The sequence below is a fragment of the Acetomicrobium sp. S15 = DSM 107314 genome (assembly GCF_016125955.1).
GTDB classification, from domain to species: Bacteria; Synergistota; Synergistia; order Synergistales; family Thermosynergistaceae; genus Thermosynergistes; species Thermosynergistes pyruvativorans.
Genome location: NZ_JADEVE010000273.1, coordinates 98,606 through 118,666 on the forward strand (window position 1 = coordinate 98,606; position 20,061 = coordinate 118,666).

At 52.1% G+C, this 20,061-nt stretch carries 18 protein-coding genes; 17 read left to right on the top strand and 1 reads right to left on the bottom strand.

The window, feature by feature from the left end:
- Window positions 1-3 precede the first annotated feature (3 nt).
- The 17 genes from EZM41_RS07770 (at window position 4) to xth (ending at window position 19,328) form a co-directional block, all read left to right on the top strand.
- A complete protein-coding gene (locus EZM41_RS07770; RefSeq protein ID WP_198470548.1) occupies window positions 4-1,023 on the top strand; it encodes a zinc-binding alcohol dehydrogenase family protein in 1,020 nt (339 codons plus the stop codon).
- A 15-nt stretch (window positions 1,024-1,038) separates the two neighbouring features.
- Window positions 1,039-2,046: a sialic acid TRAP transporter substrate-binding protein SiaP gene (locus EZM41_RS07775; protein ID WP_198470549.1), complete on the top strand. Its 1,008-nt coding sequence runs from the start codon at window positions 1,039-1,041 to the stop codon at window positions 2,044-2,046.
- Window positions 2,047-2,141: 95 nt separating this feature from the next.
- Window positions 2,142-2,591 (top strand): TRAP transporter small permease, encoded by a 450-nt coding sequence (locus tag EZM41_RS07780; protein WP_198470550.1) that lies wholly within the window; start codon window positions 2,142-2,144, stop codon window positions 2,589-2,591.
- Between the two features lies 1 nt (window position 2,592).
- Window positions 2,593-3,861: a TRAP transporter large permease subunit gene (locus tag EZM41_RS07785; protein ID WP_198470551.1), complete on the top strand. Its 1,269-nt coding sequence runs from the start codon at window positions 2,593-2,595 to the stop codon at window positions 3,859-3,861.
- A gap of 24 nt (window positions 3,862-3,885) precedes the next feature.
- Window positions 3,886-4,650: an IclR family transcriptional regulator gene (locus EZM41_RS07790; protein ID WP_198470552.1), complete on the top strand. Its 765-nt coding sequence runs from the start codon at window positions 3,886-3,888 to the stop codon at window positions 4,648-4,650.
- 93 nt (window positions 4,651-4,743) lie between these two features.
- Window positions 4,744-5,742, top strand: coding sequence for a Bug family tripartite tricarboxylate transporter substrate binding protein (locus tag EZM41_RS07795; RefSeq protein WP_198470553.1), 999 nt, complete (start codon window positions 4,744-4,746; stop codon window positions 5,740-5,742).
- A 66-nt stretch (window positions 5,743-5,808) separates the two neighbouring features.
- On the top strand, window positions 5,809-6,321 hold the full coding sequence (locus tag EZM41_RS07800) for a tripartite tricarboxylate transporter TctB family protein (protein WP_198470554.1): 513 nt from the start codon (window positions 5,809-5,811) through the stop codon (window positions 6,319-6,321).
- A gap of 17 nt (window positions 6,322-6,338) precedes the next feature.
- Window positions 6,339-7,847: a tripartite tricarboxylate transporter permease gene (locus EZM41_RS07805; protein WP_198470555.1), complete on the top strand. Its 1,509-nt coding sequence runs from the start codon at window positions 6,339-6,341 to the stop codon at window positions 7,845-7,847.
- A gap of 15 nt (window positions 7,848-7,862) precedes the next feature.
- Complete coding sequence (locus EZM41_RS07810; RefSeq protein ID WP_198470556.1) at window positions 7,863-9,029, top strand: Gfo/Idh/MocA family protein; 1,167 nt, start codon at window positions 7,863-7,865, stop codon at window positions 9,027-9,029.
- On the top strand, window positions 9,026-10,909 hold the full coding sequence (locus tag EZM41_RS07815) for an FAD-binding protein (protein ID WP_198470557.1): 1,884 nt from the start codon (window positions 9,026-9,028) through the stop codon (window positions 10,907-10,909). Before EZM41_RS07810 ends, EZM41_RS07815 begins: the two co-directional genes overlap by 4 nt.
- Complete coding sequence (locus tag EZM41_RS07820) at window positions 10,896-12,224, top strand: oxidoreductase (RefSeq protein WP_198470558.1); 1,329 nt, start codon at window positions 10,896-10,898, stop codon at window positions 12,222-12,224. Before EZM41_RS07815 ends, EZM41_RS07820 begins: the two co-directional genes overlap by 14 nt.
- A 127-nt stretch (window positions 12,225-12,351) precedes the next feature.
- Window positions 12,352-12,774: a TRAP transporter small permease gene (locus EZM41_RS07825; RefSeq protein ID WP_269778885.1), complete on the top strand. Its 423-nt coding sequence runs from the start codon at window positions 12,352-12,354 to the stop codon at window positions 12,772-12,774.
- 44 nt (window positions 12,775-12,818) lie between these two features.
- Window positions 12,819-13,811, top strand: coding sequence for a TRAP transporter substrate-binding protein (locus EZM41_RS07830; RefSeq protein WP_198470560.1), 993 nt, complete (start codon window positions 12,819-12,821; stop codon window positions 13,809-13,811).
- A 19-nt stretch (window positions 13,812-13,830) separates the two neighbouring features.
- Window positions 13,831-15,111 carry a TRAP transporter large permease gene (locus EZM41_RS07835; RefSeq protein ID WP_198470561.1) on the top strand — a complete coding sequence of 427 codons (1,281 nt, stop codon included), beginning with the start codon at window positions 13,831-13,833 and terminating at the stop codon, window positions 15,109-15,111.
- A gap of 340 nt (window positions 15,112-15,451) precedes the next feature.
- Window positions 15,452-16,810 (top strand): Nramp family divalent metal transporter, encoded by a 1,359-nt coding sequence (locus EZM41_RS07840; RefSeq protein WP_198470562.1) that lies wholly within the window; start codon window positions 15,452-15,454, stop codon window positions 16,808-16,810.
- 306 nt (window positions 16,811-17,116) lie between these two features.
- Window positions 17,117-18,403, top strand: coding sequence for a dicarboxylate/amino acid:cation symporter (locus tag EZM41_RS07845; protein WP_342449267.1), 1,287 nt, complete (start codon window positions 17,117-17,119; stop codon window positions 18,401-18,403).
- A gap of 142 nt (window positions 18,404-18,545) precedes the next feature.
- The gene (gene xth / locus EZM41_RS07850; RefSeq protein ID WP_198470563.1) at window positions 18,546-19,328 is read left to right on the top strand and encodes an exodeoxyribonuclease III; all 783 of its coding nucleotides are present in this window, start codon (window positions 18,546-18,548) and stop codon (window positions 19,326-19,328) included.
- On the opposite strand, the gene EZM41_RS07855 is transcribed toward xth, so the two are convergent.
- Window positions 19,323-20,018: a transglycosylase SLT domain-containing protein gene (locus EZM41_RS07855; RefSeq protein WP_198470564.1), complete on the bottom strand. Its 696-nt coding sequence runs from the start codon at window positions 20,016-20,018 to the stop codon at window positions 19,323-19,325. The two genes, xth and EZM41_RS07855, sit on opposite strands and share 6 nt — an antisense overlap.
- Window positions 20,019-20,061 lie beyond the last annotated feature (43 nt).

Genomic DNA, 20,061 nt, shown 5'->3' on the forward strand with positions numbered 1-20,061 from the left:
CTAATGAAAGCAGTAGAGGTCGCTCGTCCTGGTGTGTTGGCGATCGCCGAAAGGCCCATGCCGCCAGATCCCGGCCCGGATGAAATTTTGATCAAGGTAAAGGCCGTTGGGATATGCGGCTCTGACATGCACGTCTACCGTGGCAGGTCCGCCTTTGCCACTTACCCTCGCGTCATAGGGCATGAGATATCGGGCGAGGTTGCATCCGTAGGCAAAGGCGTCTTGGGCCTCTCTGCAGGTGACAAGGTCGTCGTGGACCCCGTCATCTCCTGCGGTAGTTGTTATGCCTGCCGACTTGGGAGGCCCAACGTCTGCAGAGATGTAAAGTGTCTGGGTGTTCACGTGGACGGTGGGGCCCAAGAATACATCATAGCCACGAGGGACAAAGTCTACAAAGTCTCCCAATCTCTTTCTTTCGAGGCGGCGTCCACCGTCGAGCCTTACAGCATCGCCGCACAGGCCTTAAGCCGCGGCAGGGCTGTCGGTGACGATATGGCGCTCGTGTGCGGCGCAGGCCCCATAGGCCTCGTCATACTCCAGGGGTTGAAGGCCCTCGGGGCCAAGGTGGCCGTCGCCGATGTGGTGGATTCGCGCCTTAAGATGGCTGTCTCTTGCGGAGCGGATGCAGTTGTTAACAGCAGCACCCAAGACCTCGAGCGTTTCGCCGTGGATTTTACCGGCAGCGAGGGTTTTCCTCTCATATTCGAGGCTACCGGAAGCATTCAGGTGCTCGAGCTTGTCGTATCGAAACTGGCTTCGCAAGCTGGGAGGGTGGTCGTTTTGGGCTACCCGCCCGAGAAGGCCCAAATTTCTCCCCTTGACATCATGCGCAGGGAACTTGATATATTAGGTTCGAGGTTAAACAATAAACAATTTCCTACCGCGATCAAATGGGTAGAAAGGGGTGATGTAGACCCTTCCAAAATCATCTCTCACGCGTTCCCGTTTCAAGATGCGCAAAAGGCCATCTCTTTCATCGAGGAGAATCCGCACGAAGTGTGCAAGGCGATCCTTAAGTTTTAGGGAGGTGAGCGTGCTATGAAAGGAAGGTTGGTTTTTAAGGCGGCATGTTTGGTCGTGGCGTTGGCTGTGGCGGTTGCGGTTTCGAGCGTTGCTGTCCCGGGGCAGGCAGCGGACAAAAAGGTCTTGAGGCTCGCCCACGTCTATGCTCCTGATCATCCTTTCAACGACGGCATGAAGGAAATGGCGGAACGGGTAAAAGAAAGGACGAATGGGACGATCGAGATCCAGGTATTTCCCGCTGGGCAATTGGGGTCTGAAGAGGACATCGCGGAGAGCGTCTCCCAGGGGATAATCCAGATGGCCATCGTGGGCCCTGGCGAGCTGGGCAAGCGCTACACCCCTGTGCTCGTCTTCGACGGCCCCTATACGTTCCGCAGCGTAGATCACGCCCTCAAGGTGGCCCGCGGGGAGGTAGGCAAAGAGCTCTGGGATGCCCTGGAGGAGAAGTCGGACATAAGAGTGTTAGACGTGATGTACTACGGCACGCGCTACGTCACCACGTCTAAGGTCCCGGTGCGCACCCCCGAAGACTTAAAGGGACTCAAGATGCGCGTTCCCAATCAGCCGATGAGCATCGCCATCATGCAATCCTTCGGCGCCAAGCCCACGCCTATGGCACTGTCCGAGGTCTATCTCGCCCTCCAGCAAGGCGTTGTAGACGGCCAGGAAAACCCGTTGCCCACGATCGTGACGCAGAAGTTCAACGAGGTCCAAAAATACTTGAGCCTCACAGGTCACGTGATCCAGATGACCCCCATCGTCATAAATTCCAAAGTCTATGCCGGACTTTCAGATGAGGAAAAGCGTATCCTCGAGGAGGAGGCCAGGCGCGCAACTGACGCTACGAACCAGAAGGTCCTCGAGACCGAAAAGCAGATAATAGAGGAAATAAGAGCTTCCGGCCAGATGGAAGTCATAGAGCCGGATATCGAGGCCTTCAGGCGCGCCGCTCAGCAGGCCATCGACGAGAATATCGATAAATGGGGAAGGGAGCTGTATCAGAAGATACAGTCGGTGGAATAGCAGGGGTTGAGGGGGCCTGGAATTTCAGGCCCCCTCATGCTCGATCGGCGAGGTGAAGCGGCGTGGTGTGGTTGTGCAGAGGTCTTGTCAAATGCATGGACAAATTAGACGAGCTTTTTTTGATCGCTGGGACGTTGGCCATGGGTTTTGCCCTCACGTTGCAGATAATCATGCGGTATGTCTTCAATAGTCCGCTGGTTTGGAGCGAAGAGTTCGCTCGCTATATTTATATATGGATCTGTTTTATCGGCGTTGGCTACGGCGTGCGGAAAAACCTTCATATAAAAATGGAGGCCTTTATGAATATTTTTCATCACAATGTCCAAAAGTATGTGGAGATAGCGACGACTATAGCGATGATGGCCTTCGTGGCGTCAATCATTCCTTCTGGCATACGGTACACCGTCGCCGTAAGCCGCATCCCATCGCCGGCGATGGAGATCCCTATGAGCTGGGTGAGTGCCTCTGTGCCGATAGGGTTGATCATAGGAGAGGTGCGGCTTCTGCAAAAGCTTTTAAAGCTGCTCTTGGCAGGAGGGCTTTGACGTGCTGCTTTTGGCGTTCACCTTCATTCTGCTTTTGCTGTTGAGGGTGCCTGTCTCTTTTACGCTCCTTATGAGTTCACTGGTCTACATATTCGCCAATGACATACCGCTTCGGGTGGTGACGCAACGCCTCATGGCGGGGCCCGACTCCTTCCCTCTCATGGCCGTTCCTTTCTTCATGCTGGCAGGTTCGATCATGAATACCGGTGGCATAACGAGCAGGATCTTCAACTTCGCGGATAAAATGGTGGGACATTACACGGGTGGATTGGGGCATGCGAACATCCTGGCGAGCATTATATTCTCCGGCATGTCCGGCACCGCCATAGCCGATGTAGGTGGCTTGGGGGCCATAGAGCTGAAAGCGATGAGAGACGCAGGTTATCCCGATGACTTCAGCCTCGCCGTCACGGCCGGATCGAGCACTATAGGTCCTATAATACCGCCGAGCGTGCCGGCCGTGGTCTTCGGCGCGATAGGCGGAGTCTCTATAGGGAGGCTCTTCATAGGCGGCATCGTCCCAGGCCTCTTGATGGGCCTTGCTCTGTCTATCTTGGTCTACTTCCAGAGCAAAAGGGCCGGGTATCCCAAGGGGAAGAAGGCCAGCGCGCGAGAGCGGCTTATTGCCCTTAAAGAAGCCTTCTGGTCGCTCCTTACCCCGGTGATAATCTTAGGCGGCATCATGGGAGGCATCTTTACGCCCACAGAAGCTGCCATTATCGCTACGCTTTATAGCTTAGCCTTGGCGCTATACTACAAAGAGTTTGGGATAAGGGATATCCCTAAGATTGTGCTCGATACAATAGGCACTATGGTGAGCGTCCTCTTCATAGTGGCTACAGCCTCTCTTTTCGGTTGGGTTTTAGCGGTGTCTCAGGTTCCCCAAGCTGTCACGAGCATCTTTGTGAGCTATTTTTCAAGCAAATACACGGTGCTGCTTGCCATTATGGCCTTGCTCTTCTTTGTTGGAACATTTATGGAGACGATAGCGGCCATCACCATCCTCACTCCCATACTGATGCCTGTGGCTAACCACTTCGGTATAGATCCGGTTCATTTCGGGTTGCTTTTAATCCTTAATCTGATGATAGGCCTTATGACACCGCCGGTTGGCATGGTTCTTTACGTACTGTCCAGCGTCTCTGGCGTTCCATTTGAACGGATCGCCAAATCGTGCATCCCTTATGTTGTATTGTTAACGATCATATTATTGATTTTCTTATTCTTCCCCCAGATAGTATTGTTTTTGCCGAATCTCTTGTTCGACTGAGGAGAGTTGCGGAGGTCTGTTGACATGAGAGAAAAACAGGGCGTACGAGTATTAGACAGAGCACTTTCGGTTCTCAACTTCATGGCTGAGGAAAGAAGGCCTGTGGGCATCACAGAAATAGCTGAAGTCACTCGGTTGTCCAAAGCTACCGTGCACAGGATATTAGCCACGCTTCAATCACATGGTGTAGTGCTGAAGGATAGAGAAAGCAAATACCAGATAGGGCCGGCGGTCCTGCTGTGGGCGGAGTCGCACCGCCGGGCTTCGAGCCTTTTGGAGATCTCGCGTCCGCATCTCGAATCGTTGTGGGAGCTTTCCAAAGAGACAGTTCATCTCTTCGTATACGAAAACGGTGTGGCCTATTACTTGGAAAAGCTTGAAAGCCCCCATCCTGTGGGGATGCGGTCGAGGATCGGTGCGCGGTTAAGCCTTTACTCCACATCTGCCGGCAAAGCGATCTTGGCGGCGCTGCCCGAAGACGAGCTGTGCAGGTATTTGAGCGAGACGGCGCTTGAGCCCAAGACGGGACACACCAAGAGCAATCCCGAAGAGCTGCGCGAGGAGCTGGAGATGATACGCCAGCGAGGCTATGCGGAGGACAACCAGGAAAATGAGGAGGGTATCCGCTGCGTAGGGGCTGCCATTCTCGACTTTCGGGGCTATCCGGTGGGGGCGGTGAGCATCTCGGCTCCGGCGTATCGCTTTTCGGGCGCGAAGTCTTCTCGATTGGGGGAGAAGGTCAAAGAAGCGGCGCTTCTCATATCGAGGGAGCTGGGCTACAAGAGATAGAAAGCGAGGGGGGTGGTAGATGTTTGAGATTGAACGGCGTCTGGGAGTCTATGCTTTCCACTATCAAAATAGAGACCGAAGGAGGTGTGGGCGATGAGAAAGGCGTTTTTGGCCATGCTCTGTGCGGTGCTCGTGTTTGTACCCGTAACTGCTTCAGGCGAGTGGAAGCCGGACAAGCCCATCACGTGCATCGTCCCGTGGGCTGCAGGTGGCTCCACGGACCAGATAACGCGCGTCTGCGCCGGGGAACTTGAGGGCGCGTTGGGGCAGAAGATCGTGATCGTGAACCAACCGGGTGCTTCCGGTTCTGTGGGCACGAAGACGGTTCTGGACGCCGAGAGAGACGGCTATACGTGGGCCTCTGGAGCAGTGGCAGACCTTGGCACCTATAAGGTCATGGGTTTTTTGGACACCACCCTCGACGATTGGCATTTGTATCTGAGCGTGGCTAACGTCATAGTGATCTCGGTGCATCCCGATACTCCGTATAAAGATTTCGGGTCGCTTTTGGCTGCCTTCAGAGAAAAGCCGGGAGAGATCCCCGTGGCCACGGCCGGGGAGGTCTCGGGAGGACGCGTTGGCATGGAGAGCTTGCGCAAATATGGCGACTTCGAATATAAGCATGTGCCGTATGCTGGCGGTAACCCGGCAGTGGTGGCCTGTGTGAGCGGGGAGACGCCCGTGGTCTGTCAGCTTGCCTGCGAACAGGTGGACATGATCAGGGCGAAGCGCCTTCGCCCCTTGGCGGTGCTCGATGTCTCTCCTTTGGAAGTGAAGGACTATGGGGCAATTCCACCTGTGACCAACTGGCTTTCCGATTTCAAGTCAATACCCTTTTACTTTGGCATATTCATACCTAAGGGCGTGCCGAATGAGGTGATAAGCACTCTCGATAAGCTCTGGGTGGACATAATAGGCAACTCTCAAGTGGTGAAGGACTATGCCTTAGACAGAGGAGCGGTCTTCGACCCAGCGGTAGGCAAAGAGGCCAGAGAGAAAGCGTTCACCCTCACTCAAACCGTGGCTTGGCTTTACTACGATTTGGGCAGGGCCAAGGTGTCCCCCGAAGAAGTGGGGATTCCGCGGCCGTAGGATGGTAAGGCTCGAGGGGAAAGGGATCGCCTCCTCCCCTCGAGCATAGAGGAAGGTGTTTGGCACATGAGAGAGACCAATCTGCCTAAGGCAGATTTTGTGACGTCCATCGTCATTATGGCGTTGGGCGGAGGGGCCGTTGTGCTCTCCTGGACGATGCCCACCTTTAGCGAGGTGGGAGCTCATAAATATTCTGCCCCGGGCGTCGTCCCCGGCTTTTTGGGGGTAGTGCTCTTGTTCCTGGGGGGCGCCCTTTTCGTCCGCTCGATCCGAGCCGGTGGCTACAGGTTGGGCATCACGCTCGAAAGGTTGAGGATGTTTTTTGCGAACGCCTCTATAGCGCGATTTTTTACTGCATTAGTTCTATCGATGGCTTATGTGTTGCTGTTGGGTAAGGTCAGTTATTTCCCCCTCACGGCTGTCTACATCCTGACTTTTGTGCTCGCCTTCCAACTGTGGTTGGAAAAAGTCCCTCGTTCTCAAGGAAAGGTATGGGCCTTTGCCGTGGGCGAGGCGATCGTCGTCGCTGCTGTCATAGCTTTGACGTTCCGCTACCTCTTTTTGGTTAGGTTACCCTGAAGTGGGGTGATCAGTAGGTGCTGGAGGGTTTAGGAATTTTTGCAGGGGAATTGGTGAAATTTTTGACCCCAAGGCTTTTGTTCGACGTGCTGTGGAGCACACAGCTTGGAATCATAGTGGGAATGCTTCCCGGGCTCACCGCCACCATGGGCGTTGCCCTTATGACCACGCTCACCTATAAGTTCGAACCATCTCATGCCATATTGGTGCTCATATGCATGTATGTGGGCAGCATTTTCGGCGGCAGCAGGACGGCCATTTTGATAAACATCCCGGGCACGCCGGCAAATGCTGCCACGACTGTAGATGGCAATCCGTTGGCCAAACAAGGGAGAGCAGGTGAGGCTATGGGCCTCGCTACGACGGCATCATTTCTGGGCTCTGTATTTGGTGTTTTAATGCTTGCTATTTTCACCCCTATGATTGGAAACATCGCATTGGAGTTCCACTCCTTTGAGTATTTTTGGCTCGCCATCTTCGGAGTCACGATCTGCGGCACCCTCACAGGCGCCAAAGATCCGCTCAAAGGATGGATATCCGGCTTTTTCGGCCTTTTGGTGGCCATGGTCGGGATGGAGGGGATGCATGCCTACAGTCGCTTTTCCTTCGGCAGCGTAAACCTCGCCGGGGGCGTACAGCTGCTTCCCGCGATGATAGGGATCTTTGGCTTCTCTGAAGTCCTCATGGTAATGAAGCAACCGGCAGCCCAGGTGGTGAGCACATCGGTGGAGAGGGTTTTGCCGCGATTTAAGGAGATCTTCAAGTACTGGAGGACCATACTCCGCTCAGGCATAATAGGTACGATCATCGGCGCCATCCCTGGAGTGGGGGAGGATATAGGCGCTTGGGTCTCCTACGATTTCGCCAGGAGGGCCAGCAAGGAAAAAGAGAAATTCGGCAAGGGAAGCATCGAGGGATTGATAGCCGCCGAGACGGGCAACAATGCCGCTGTAGGAGGTGCAGTGATACCAGTTCTATCCCTGGCGGTGCCTGGCTCTGCTCCTGCAGCCGTACTTTTGGGAGCCATGTTGATCCACGGCGTGCGCCCTGGGCCGCTTTTGATGGTGGAGTCGCCACAGTTCGTCTACCAGGTAGTGTGCATGTTTCTGTTGGCTACTTGTGCCATGTTTGTATTGGGATTATCCCTCGTGCGCTCCTTTGTGAAGTTACTTTCCATTCCGAGGGAAATGCTCATGCCGGCGGTATTCGCCCTCTGCGTCATAGGCTCTTACGCCCTTTCGGGGAAGCTTTTCGACGTGATGGTGATGGCGGTATTCGGGATCATAGGTTATGCCATGAAGGAGATGGATTACCCAGTGGCGCCGGCCATGTTGGGGATCATATTGGGGGATCTTTTGGATAACAACCTCCGCCGCAGCCTCGTCCTCACGAACGGCAGTCTGATTCCTTTTTTCACCAGGCCTATATCCCTTATTTTGTTTCTGGCGATCCTTTTCACGGTTTTGGGCAGAATAGAACCCGTCAGGAGGCTTGTTGGAAGGGCCTTTGGCAGAAGTGCACGATGAGGGGGCTGATAAATTATGAAAAGAGTGACGGTTGGCATAGCAGGCAGCGGTTTCGTGGCCGATATCCACGGGAAAGCCTACAAAAGGGTGCATGGTGTTGATGTGAAGATTAAGGCCGTTGCTGCCACGGGGAGCAATATGCCGCGCACCGAGGCTTTTATGACGCGCTTCGGCGTGGAAGATTTCTATGATGACTTCGACGAATTGCTGAAAGATCACGAGATCGACGTGATCGACATATGCACTCCTGTCTATCTGCATGCCGAAATGATCGTCAAGGCTTTGGAGGCGGGCAAACATGTCATCTGTGAAAAGCCGCTCACAGGTTATTGCGGTGAAGGCGGCGAAGAAGAGCCTATAGGCAAGAACGTATCCAGGGTAAAAATGCACGAGGCGGTGCTCGCTACCGTAGAGCGGATCGGCGAGGCTGTCAGGGAAAGCGGCAGGCTCTTTATGTATGCCGAGAACTGGGTATACGCCCCTGCCATACAGAAGGCAGTCGAGATCATAAAGAAAGCGGGAAGCCACATCCTTTTTCTAAAGGGGGAAGAGAGCCATAGCGGTTCCCATGCTCCTCATGCTGCCAAGTGGAGCATGACTGGCGGAGGCGCACTGATACGCCAGGGATGTCATCCCTTGTCAGCGCTCTTATATCTTAAACGGGCTGAACGCGACAGTATGGGAGTAAAAGAAGTGGTGGCTGATGTTGGAGTCTTGACCGAAGGGCTGCCTTCCCAGAGGAAGCGCTTTATCGAGGCCAGCCCTATGGATGTGGAGGATTGGGCCATCGCAAGCCTCACATTTAACGACAATACGAAGGGCCTCGTCATAGCGGGGGATGTCGTCTTGGGGGGGACGCGCAACATAGTTGAACTATATTGCGACAACGGCGTCGAGATCTGCAACATTGCCCCTAACGACGCCATGCTGACCTATTTCCCCGACCCGGGTTTCTTGAAAGACGTCTACATAACTGAGAAGGTGGAGACCAAGGGAGGTTGGCAGAGCGTATTTCTCGAGGAGGAGCTCATGAGGGGTTACGCCTGGGAAATACAAGATTTCATGGAATGTGTCGTCACTGGCCGCGAGCCCATATCCGGTTACGAGCTCGCTGCCGAAACGGTCAAGGTCACCTATGCCGCCTACCTTTCGGCCGAAGAGGGGCGAAGGGTGAGGTTATGAATATCTCTAAAACTGAATGCGATGTGCTGGTGGTGGGTTCGGGCGGAGCGGCCCTGAGGGCTGCCATCGCCGCTAAGGAGGTCTCCCCGCAGGCGCGCGTCCTGGTCCTCACCAAAGGCGAATTGGGGAAAAGCGGCGTGACGGCGAAAGCGTGTTCCGACAGGATGGCTTTTCACGCCACGCTCCCTTATACCGAGCCGGGTGGCCCCGATAATTGGCGATATCATGCCGACGATGTTTACCGCATGGGCGGATATGTCTCTGACGAGGATCTGGCCGAAATAATGGCGCGCGAATCTGGATCGGCCCTGGAGTATCTCCTGAATTTGGGCGTTCCTTTCGTCAAGAGACCTGACGGCAAGGTGGACCAGTTCGTAACGGATGGCTCCGAGTATGCGAGAGCGGCCTATACCGGACCCTACACCGCTGTAGACATAGAACAAGCTCTGGTTAAGAGGGTGCGCTCCTTAGATATAGAACTTATGGAGCACCGCGCAGCTGTCTTTCTTCTTAGAGATGGTTATGAAGATAAAGTGATGGGCGTGGCAGCTCTGAACGAAAGGGATCCCAGAGGGGAAGCGCTGGATATCGTTTATGCAGCCGCTACGGTGCTCGCTACGGGGGGTGGAGGGCAGGTTTTTGCCCTCAACGTCTTTCCAGAGGAGAACACCGGAAGCAGCTACGGCATGGCTTTGAACGCAGGGGCCGAGCTCGTCAATATGGAGTTTATCCAGTTTGGCGCGGCCTCCCTTGCGACAAATTTTAACTGCTCGGGGAGCATGTTCCGCGCTCTTCCCAGGATTGTCGACGAAGACGGCAGGGAATTTCTGATCGACTATTTCCCAGCAGATACTCCCTTTGCTCAAATTTACGACATCCTGTTTCGCAAGGGTTCCAGCTGGCCCGTATCGTATGAACACGATACTCGCATTGTAGACGTGGCCATATACAAAGAGATAGATAAGGGGCATAGGGTCTTTCTCGACTACGCCGAAAATCCGCGGGGATTTAGCTTTGAGTTATTAAGCGAACGCAATCGCGATCGTTATACGGGCGAGATGCGCCAAAACTTGGGTGAGGAGGCGAGGCGCGCTTCGCCGTTAAACAGGCTACGCGAGATCAATCCCCAAGCCGTGGAGTGGTTTGAGGAGCGCTGGATCAACCTATCCGCAGGGGAGAAGATAGAGGTGGGGATATGCGCCCAGCACTTTCAGGGAGGGGTGAAGATCAGAGAGCGCGCCAATTCTTCGCTTTTGGGGCTTTACGCCGCCGGAGAGTGTGCGGGGGGTCAGCATGGAGCCAACCGCCCCGGGGGGCATTCCCTTTTGGATTGCCAGGTCTTTGGCAGGATAGCGGGCGAAAATGCGGCGACAGAATCGCGAAAACTCAAAAAACTTCCCATTGTAAATGATACGTTACTGCGAAATTCATTGGAGGGGCTCGAAGACTTAAAAGGCAGAAGAGGACTTGCGGCATCTCAAGTCCGGCGTGAGATTAAAAAGATAATGTCTCGCTCTGCTTCAGTCTTTAGAACCGAGCGGCGCCTTGTCGAGGCTTTAAGAGAACTCGATGCATTAAGGCGCGAAAAAGTAGCGCAGGACGAAGCGGGGCTTGCCTTCGCTGCAGAGACGGTTTTGATGTTTCCCTTGGCGGAAACGATTTTAAGGGCATCTATCACAAGGGACGAAAGCCGCGGTCCCCATCTGCGCTTTGCTTCAGAGGAAGATATAAACCCCATCCCTCGCGACGACGAGGCCTGGCATAAATATATCGTCATACGGCGGACCGGCGAAGGAGAGATGAAGATAGAGACGAGGAACCCCATCACCACTGGCAACAGCGCTATTTTGGAGAGGCAGAGGCGCCATGGCCGTCCGTGAACCCTTTAACTTCAAGTCGTTGGAGGAGTTAAAAGCGAAGGCGTCGCTTTTGGGCGCGGAGGTGCATTTCAGCGACGACCTATCAAGCTTGGCACAGCCGTTGCACTTGAAGGGGCGCAATGTCCACAACAGGCTCGCCGTTTTACCCATGGAGGGGCGCGACGCCACCGCTGACGGTAAACCCACGGCGCTCACCTTCAGACGATACGAGCGATATGCCCGTGGCGGAGCAGGTCTTATATGGCTTGAAGCCGTTGCTATACATCCAATGAGCAAAAGCACAGATCGTCAGCTTTGTCTGACCTCCGAAAACCGAGGGGATTTAGCTCGCCTGTTGAACGCAATGCGAAACGCCGCTGCCGACGAGTTGGGGCACGTTCCCCTGTGCATCCTCCAGCTTCACGATGCCGGCCGGTACAGAAAGGCTAAGGGCACAAAGCCTGCGCTGGTCGTCGGCAATCCGTATCTGGATCCGAGGGTTGGCATACCTCCTGGCATACCTCCCGATGCCCCGCTCCTTTCCGATGAGGAAATAGAGGCCATGGAGGGGTTATACGCCGATGCCGCCTCTTTGGCACAAGAGGCCGGTTTCGACGGCGTCGACATAAAAAGCTGCCATCGCTATTTGGTCTCTGACATGCTTTCCGCCTTTCTGCGAAAGGGGCCTTACGGCGGGTCCTTTGAAGGGCGCACGCGCTTTCTCCTCGACGTCGTTAAGAAAATTAGAATCGCAGCGGGCGATGACTTTTTGCTGGCCGTGCGCCTCAACCTCTATGACGGCATTCCGTATCCTCATGGTTGGGGCGTAGACAAAGAAAACCCTCGCGTCCCCGATTTAACCGAGCCCTTGGAGCTCGTGCGCCGCTTGAAGGGCGCTGGAGTAGATTTGATCTGTGCTTCCAGCGGAACACCCTATTACAATCCCCACGTCGGGCGCCCTTACGAGCGCCCGCCTGCAGGAGCGCTTCCAACGGATGAGCATCCGTTGGAAGGCGTATCGCGCGCTTTTGGCTTGGTCGAACGCCTACAGACACATCTTCCCGATCTTCCGGTCGTTGGATTTGCCTACACGTGGCTCAGGAACTATGCTCCCTTTGCGGCCGCATCGAACATCTCGAGGGGAGCGGTTTCGTTGGCTGGCTTTGGCCGCATGGCCTTCGCATATCCCGATTTCGCCCGAGATATCTTAGAAAAGGGACATCTTGACGAGAAAAAGGTCTGCGTCTGTTGCAGCCTTTGCAGCGAGGCCATGGCCCAGGGCAGGAACACCGGCTGCTTTGTGAGGGACAAAAATGTATACACAATATATCGCTAAACGGCTACTCGAGCAATTGACATCCGACTTCAAATCAGAATAAACTAATTGCGGAGGAGGTGATAAAGTGCGCACCTTTGCCGTGTTAGAGCGGGTTTTAAGGGGCGTGCTTTATGTTCTGTTTTTGATGTTGATTTTTTTGACCTTCTTCCAAGTAATAATGCGGTATTGTTTTAATTCTCCTATCTCGTGGCTTGAGGAGTTTTTGGGTGTGCTCATGATCTTTTTTGCCTTGATAGGAGCGGCTTGGGGCGTGCGTTTTTCTATTCACATATCCCTCGAACTCTTCGCACGCTGGGTCTTTGGAGAAAATTCCTCATTCCCCTCATTTTTAGAATGTTTATCTTATTTTGTTTTAGGTTTCTTCCTGTTTAATTATGGCCTTGACATTTTAAGGCTCACAAAATTTCAAATTCTCCCTGCTACAGGCCTCAAGGTCTCTCATGTATATTTCGCCCTCCCTTTTAGTGGCTTAATAATGGTCTTTTTTGCGGGGGAGAGGCTTCTAAATCTTATTACAGAAAGGAGGGCAGCGCAGAGAAACCAATAGCACGTCTATGTGCCTTTAGAAAGTTTTAAATGGAGGTGTTTCAAATGAAAAAGCGTATGGTGGCAGTGATGTTGCTTGTAGCGTTTGTGACGCTCGGCGTTCAGATGGCCTCTGCAATGGAAAAGAAAGGAGAATCCATAATTCTTAAAGCCGCCTGCGACCACGCTAAGGGCTATTCCACAGTTGAAGGGCTTGAACTCATGTCGAAGTTGGCGAAAGAGTGGACCAAAGGACGCATAATTATCGAAGTATATCCAAGCGCAGTTTTAGGCTCCGAAAAGGAGACTATTGAGCAAACACAGATGGGGATTATAGATATCAATCGCGTTTCTATATCTCCAGTTACGGCGGTCTACCCTAAAATATCAGTTTTCTCCCTTCCTTATATCTTCAAAAATAGAGATCATATGTGGAAAGTTTTAGAGAGTGACCTGGGCCAACAGATGCTTTTAGATTTGCAAGACGTTGGCTTTTTGGGCATAGGCTACATGGACGCAGGAGCCCGCAGTTTTTACAGCGTGAAGAAGGCTATTTATTCGCCGAGCGATATTAAAGGACTAAAGGTGAGAGTGCAACGAAGCCCGGTAATGATTGACATGATAAACGCCCTCGGTGGCAAGGCTGTGCCCATGGCATTTGAAGAGGTATATACTGCACTGCAGACAGGCGTCATCGACGCCGCTGAAAATAACCCTCCTAGTTACTTAGAGACCAGCCATTACGAAGTGGCTAAGTATTACTCTTTAGACGAGCACGCCATGGTACCCGAGGTTGTTTTGATGAGCAAAAGAACCTGGGACCAGCTCTCTGACACGGACAGACAAATTATACGCATGGTGGCGATAGCGGGGCAGGAGCTTCAGAGGAAGCTGTGGCTTAAGGACGAAGATATAGCGCTATCAAAAGTAAAGGCTGCTGGCTGCACGATAATCGAGCCCGAAAAGGGCCCCTTTATTGAGGCCATGAAGCCTATTTACGACAAGTATGGAGCTCAGTATGAGGAGTTAATAAAGCAAATTCAAGATATGGCTAAATAATGAAGGAGGGGGGAGAGGCATGAGTGCCGTAGCGTTACTCGTCTTGAGTTTTTTCGCATTAATGTTTTTTAATGTTCCCATATCCGTCTCTCTTGTCCTCTCCTCCTTCTTCACTACCTTTTATTTAGGGCTTCCTCCCATGGTGATGGTGCAGAGGATGGCGGACCCTTTAGATAATATCTCCTTGATGGCCATTCCTTTTTTTATCATGGCGGGGCAGATAATGACCGAGTCGGGCATAGCGAAGAAGTTAGTGGATTTTTCCAATATTTTTGTGGGACATGTGCGAGGAGGGCTTTCCTTCGCCAATATAGTGGCATCTATGTTTTTTGGCGGCATGTCCGGTTCGTCCGTGGCTGATACGGCCTCCATAGGCTCGGTGCTTATCCCGGAGATGGTTAGGCACGGCTACGACCGTGACTATTCCATAGCCGTAACGGTCACCTCATCCACTGAAGGGTTGGTAATACCTCCCAGCCACAACGCAATAATATACGCGTATGCCGCAGGTGGCCTTTCCATAGCCAGGCTTTTTCTTGCTGGTGCAATCCCTGGAATTTTGATAGGGTTGTGCCTCATGGTGCCAGCCTATGTCATCGCGGTAAAGGAAGGTTATCCTACCGTGCCACGCATAAAAGGAAAAGAAGCGCTTAAAATAGTTCTCGATTCGTCATGGGGACTTTTTACCATCGCTATCATCTTAGGGGGTGTCCTAAGCGGAGTTTTTACGGCAACCGAGTCCTCGGTGGTGGCCGTAATTTACGCCCTTCTTATAGCCACCTTCGTTTACAAAGGACTCTCGCGTGACGGATTTTTCCGTGTGCTCAGAGAGAGCCTCACGACAGCTGCAGCGGTGCTGTTTTTGATATCGTCAGCCACAGCGTTTGCCTGGCTTTTGGCCTATCTTAAAGTGCCCGATGCAGTGGCTGCGGCTATCCTTAGAGTTTCTCACAATAAATACGCAGTGCTTTTGCTCATCAATGTCGTTTTGCTTTTTTTGGGGATGATTATGGATATGGCTCCTTTAATTCTTATAACTACGCCAATCTTTTTGCCTGTGGTGAAGCAAGTGGGCGTGGATCCGATTCATTTCGGCGTCATAATGATGATGAACTTAGGAATAGGGCTGTGTACACCTCCTGTGGGAAATGCACTTTTTGTAGGGTGCGTTGTGGGTAAGCGCAAGATTGAACAAGTGACAAAGGCCATGTTTCCATTTTACGTAGCCATGGTAGGGGCCCTTTTACTCGTAACTTATGTGCCATCAATAGCGATGTGGCTTCCCTCTCTCCTTCGTTGATTGATTTTTTGGACTCTCATTTTAAGGTTAGAGCCACGGTCAAGACCCATATCATTTATGGTCCAATGATGCGGAGGAATTATAGCTGGGGGGATGGCCGCGAATACTTTTAGAAGCTAAGAAAACTTGCAGCTTTGGGGGTGTTGTGATATTATTTCGCTAAACAAGTTTTCCATGATGGTGTTAGGGCATTATGGTAGACGCTTTCCCTTTACCCGCTGTCAGTTAACTAATCGCAAGCATTTTGTCGGAGTATCATTCGGGGATAGAATGGGCTTAAAATAGTTTAAATAATTTAGTGAATTTTTAGTATAAAACAATCAGGAAGGAGGGTTATCAGATGCAGGGATCGGCAGAAGATCTTTACGTGTTCCGTGAGAGCGAAGTTAAAGAGCCTCCGGAAGGTATTCTGGGTGCCCTAAAGTATTTGGGCCCAGGTCTTATTTTGACCGCTTCAATTGTCGGATCGGGAGAGCTTATAGCTACAACTACCTTAGGCGCCACTGCCGGATTTGTGACGCTGTGGGTCATTATCGTAAGCTGTTTGGTGAAGGTGACGCTACAACTGGAATTCGGTAAACATGCAATCAATACTGGCGAGTCTACCATGTTGGCTATGAACAAGCTGCCCGGCCCAAGGATAGGTAAGGCCAACTGGACGGTTTGGTTTTGGATCATCGTTATGTCTCTCAAGATGATGCAGTTGGGTGGGATTGTCGGTGGGACGGCCTTGGCATTGAATATCGCCTTTCCCGGCATATCTCCGCCCATTTGGACCTGGGTTACGGCCTTTTCTGTCGCATTGCTTATCTGGCAAGGGAGTTACAAATTCATCGAACGCGCCTGCGTGTTTATGATCGTCTGCTTCGTCTTCTTCACCATCGCTTGTGCGCTTTTCTTGCAGACTACTCCGTATCGTATAAGCTGGGCAGACATCGCAGAAGGGTTACAGTTTAAGCTGCCGGCTTTTGCAGTAGGAGTGGCTATTGCTGCCTTCGGTATCACCGGTGTCGGCGGAGACGAGATCATGCAGTATCCTTACTGGTGCTTGGAGAAAGGCTACGCTCGCTTCACTGGACCCAAGAAAGACACCGAAGACTGGGTCAGGAGGGCCCGTGGCTGGATTAAAGTTATGTACGTAGACGCTCTCTTCTCCATGGTGATATACACTATAGCCACCATCGCTTTCTATATGTTGGGGGCAGCTGTCCTGCACGGAAGAGGAACAATTCCGCAGGGTTACGATGCTATGCGCACCTTGGCTACAATGTATACCGAATCGGTAGGTCCCTGGGCCATGTGGGTATACCTTATCGGAGCCATCGTAGTGCTTTACTCAACCGCGTTCTCAGCTTTGGGAGCTTGGTCGCGGCAATACACCGATGCCTTTAGTCGAATCGGTTTGTTAAACTTTTCTGATGCAAAGCAACGGCAGCGGTGGATTGGCGCCTTAGCTTGGATCATTGCTATTATCTGGGCTCTGCTATTCTTGGCTTTTAAAGCTCCTGTTTTCATGGTGATTTTGGGCGGCATCGGCACTTCTCTCATGCTCCTCATCGTGGTGTATGCTGCGCTGTTTTTCCGCTATACGAGATTGGATGAGAGACTGCGCCCAAGTCGGTTTTACGACGTAGCCCTCTGGGTTAGCGCCATTGCTATCGCCGTTTTAGGTATCCGAGGTATCATAGCTGTCATCTGATAGTTAAGCAAACCATTTTGAATGCTAAATAAAAGAGTATATGCTTGTTCTGGCGCTTGCCAATAAGAGGAGGCATTCCTGTTTCTCCCTTATTGGCAAGAATGTTGCTTAAAAGGCGTATAAATTTTTAAAATAGCGAAGACAACAGAAGCGCAACTTAAGACAAGGGTATCTATTGCGGCACGAGACATATGCGCGTCGTAACCCTTGTTCGGCGGTGTTAACGTGAGAAAAAGTATGTCTAATAAAATATTGCTTTGGCTAAGAAGGCAGAGCGACTAAGAATAAAATAAGGGGGTGTGTGCTGTGAATGGAGAGGAAGAGAAAAAGGGGTTTATGGATTGGTATTTTAAGTCGAATCTCCTGATGCGCATCCTCATCGGCCTAGTCCTTGGGGCTATTATAGGGCTATTGGCGGGGCCGTATATTTTGTGGGTGCAACCCTTTGGCGATCTCTTTGTGCGACTGCTGAAGATGATCGTTGTGCCGGTGATTTTTTTCAGCCTCATAGTCGGGACAGCCAGTATCTCTCCCAAAAGGTTGGGAAGAGTGGGGGTAAAGATCATCCTTTACTATTTACTTACCACGGTATTTGCGGTGGCGATAGGGTTGATCTTTACCAACCTCCTTAAACCAGGCACAGGCCTTGAGCTTGCTGCAGGCGAAGCTGCGGGAAAGGAGTTGATACGCCCTTCCATAGTTAACACGCTTCTTGCCATCGTACCTACCAATCCCGTAGAGGCGTTAGCCAAAGGGGACGTGCTGCCCATCATCTTTTTTGCTATTTTCTTCGGCATAGGGCTTGCCGTTTTGAGGGAGAGCGAAAAAGAGGAGATAAAATCTGCGGCGAACGTAGTGTTTGCTTTCTCTAACGGTGCAGTTGAGGTTATGTATAGAGTTGTGGGTTGGGTTTTGCAATACGCACCCATAGGAGTGTTCGCCCTTATAGCCGTGGTTTTCGCCAAACAAGGCCCCAAAGTGGTGGGTCCCTTAGCCTTGGCGACGCTTACAGTTTATCTCGCCTTGGCCGTTCACGTGCTCTTGGTCTATGGTTCCATCCTCAGGGTTTTTGGCTTAAGGCTCGGCAAATTTCTAAAGATGGCGAAGGAGGCAATGATAACTGCCTTTGTTACGCGGAGCAGCAGCGGAACGCTGCCGGTAACGATGAAAAACGCTGAGGATATGGGAGTCCCTCGAGGAATATATTCTTTTACCCTTCCCTTGGGGGCGACGATAAACATGGATGGCACATGCATTTATCAAGGAGTGTGCGCGCTCTTTGTGGCCTTCGCCATAGGGCGGCAGTTGGCGTTTTCTGAGCAGATGATCGTAATCCTCACGGCCACTCTCGCTTCTATAGGCACTGCAGGCGTTCCTGGAGCTGGAGCCATCATGCTCCTTTTGGTCCTCGATTCTGTAGGCCTTCCGGTAGAGCCGGGCTCTGCGGTGGCAGCCGCCTATGCAATGATTTTGGGCGTGGATGCCATATTTGATATGGGGAGGACTTGCATCAACGTGACGGGTGATATGGTTGGCACCGCTATAGTAGCTAAGAGCGAGGGAGAGCTCGATATCACCAAGTGGGAGGCTTAGGCTCGTAAAAATTAAAAGGAAACATAGCTCTGGGTCATGGCTTTTTACGCAGCATGACCCAGAGCTAAAGTTAAAAGTGCGATTCTTTTTAGCTTCTTTTAGAAGGCAAAAACTATGACGTCGGCTGAAGGGAGAAGAACGAATGCCTTTTTCTGTGGCTACGTTTAATGCCAATTCTGTGCGCAGCAGGCTTCACATAATAGAGCGATGGCTCAAGGATAACCATGTCGATATACTATGCCTTCAAGAGACAAAGGTTTCCGACGATGATTTTCCCAGGGAGGCATTTGAGGGATGGGGATACCGTGTGGTCTATAAGGGAGATAAGGGATACAGCGGCGTAGCAACGGCGTCGCTTATCTCCCCCGACGAAGTGTGGATTGGCTTCGACGATGGAGAAGAGCCCAACGACGGGGCGCGCCTCCTAAGGGCACGGTTTGGCGCTCTACACGTAGTCAACACATATGTTCCTCAAGGAAAAGCGATAGATCACCCGGATTACGCTTATAAATTCCGCTTCTTCAGGCGCCTCAGATCGCTCTTTGAGCGCAACTACACTGCAGATGATTTGGTTTTGTGGGTGGGAGACATGAATATCGCCCCTACCGAGATTGACGTAACTCACCCCGAAGCCAAGAAAAACCACGTATGCTTCCACGAGGACATACGAAAGCTCTTCGAAGAAGTGAAATCCTGGGGCTTTGTAGATCTCTTCCGCAAACATCACCCCGGCGAGGTAGAGTTCTCCTTTTGGGATTATCGAGTTAAAAACGCCTTTGAGCGCAACATAGGATGGCGCGTGGACCATATATTGGCAACACGCTCCTTGGCTGCGCGCTCCATCGATTGTTTTATAGATCGCAGGCCTCGTTCTTGGGACAGGCCTTCCGATCACACCTTCATGGTGGCGCTTTTCGAGTTATGATTTAGTCTTTCTGTAGTTAGCAAGCTTTGACATGTTCCGTGAAACGCGCCTCTGGTAGGCCCCCGAGGCCATGCCGAGGTAAGAGGCCAACGCTCCTTCGACGGAACCTTTTTCTCTCAGGTGACGGGAGAGCAACAGGCACCCTGCGGCGATCCCTTTCTCGGGGTCGCAGAGCTCCTGAGGTGAGAGTATGCCGTTGGCTTGCATCAGATCGCGATGGAAACGCCACATCACCTGCATTACCCCAAGTGCTCCTTGCCTACTTTTGGCTTTGGGGTTGAAGTGGCTTTCTGCATTCGCCACAGCCACTGCCAAGTCTACAGGCACATCATATTTGTTGCAGTAGTGGACGAAGGCAGCAGCTTCTCTCCAGGCAGTTTCGGCGCTCAGTCTACTGTTTTGCTCCTTTATATATCGGGCCAGTAGGGCGAGCTCTTTTTGTCCCCGAGGCTTCATTCCGTGGAGAAAGCGAAGAACCGAAGACGAATTGCTGCTCCATTGGAGGAGTTCTTCATAGGAGGCACCCGTAGCCTTTAAAGCCTCTTTAATAGCTGGGTCTAATATGACTATTCCTTGACCGCTCTTCATCGCACCATCTTTGGCTTCTACAGATCCAGGATAACCCCACATCATTGTCGACGCACACACGCTGAAAGCAAAGGCAAGAAGGAAAAGCTTTCTTTTGCTCATCGCAGCTTCTCCCCTTTCTTAAGGATTTGACACCCGTAGGCGT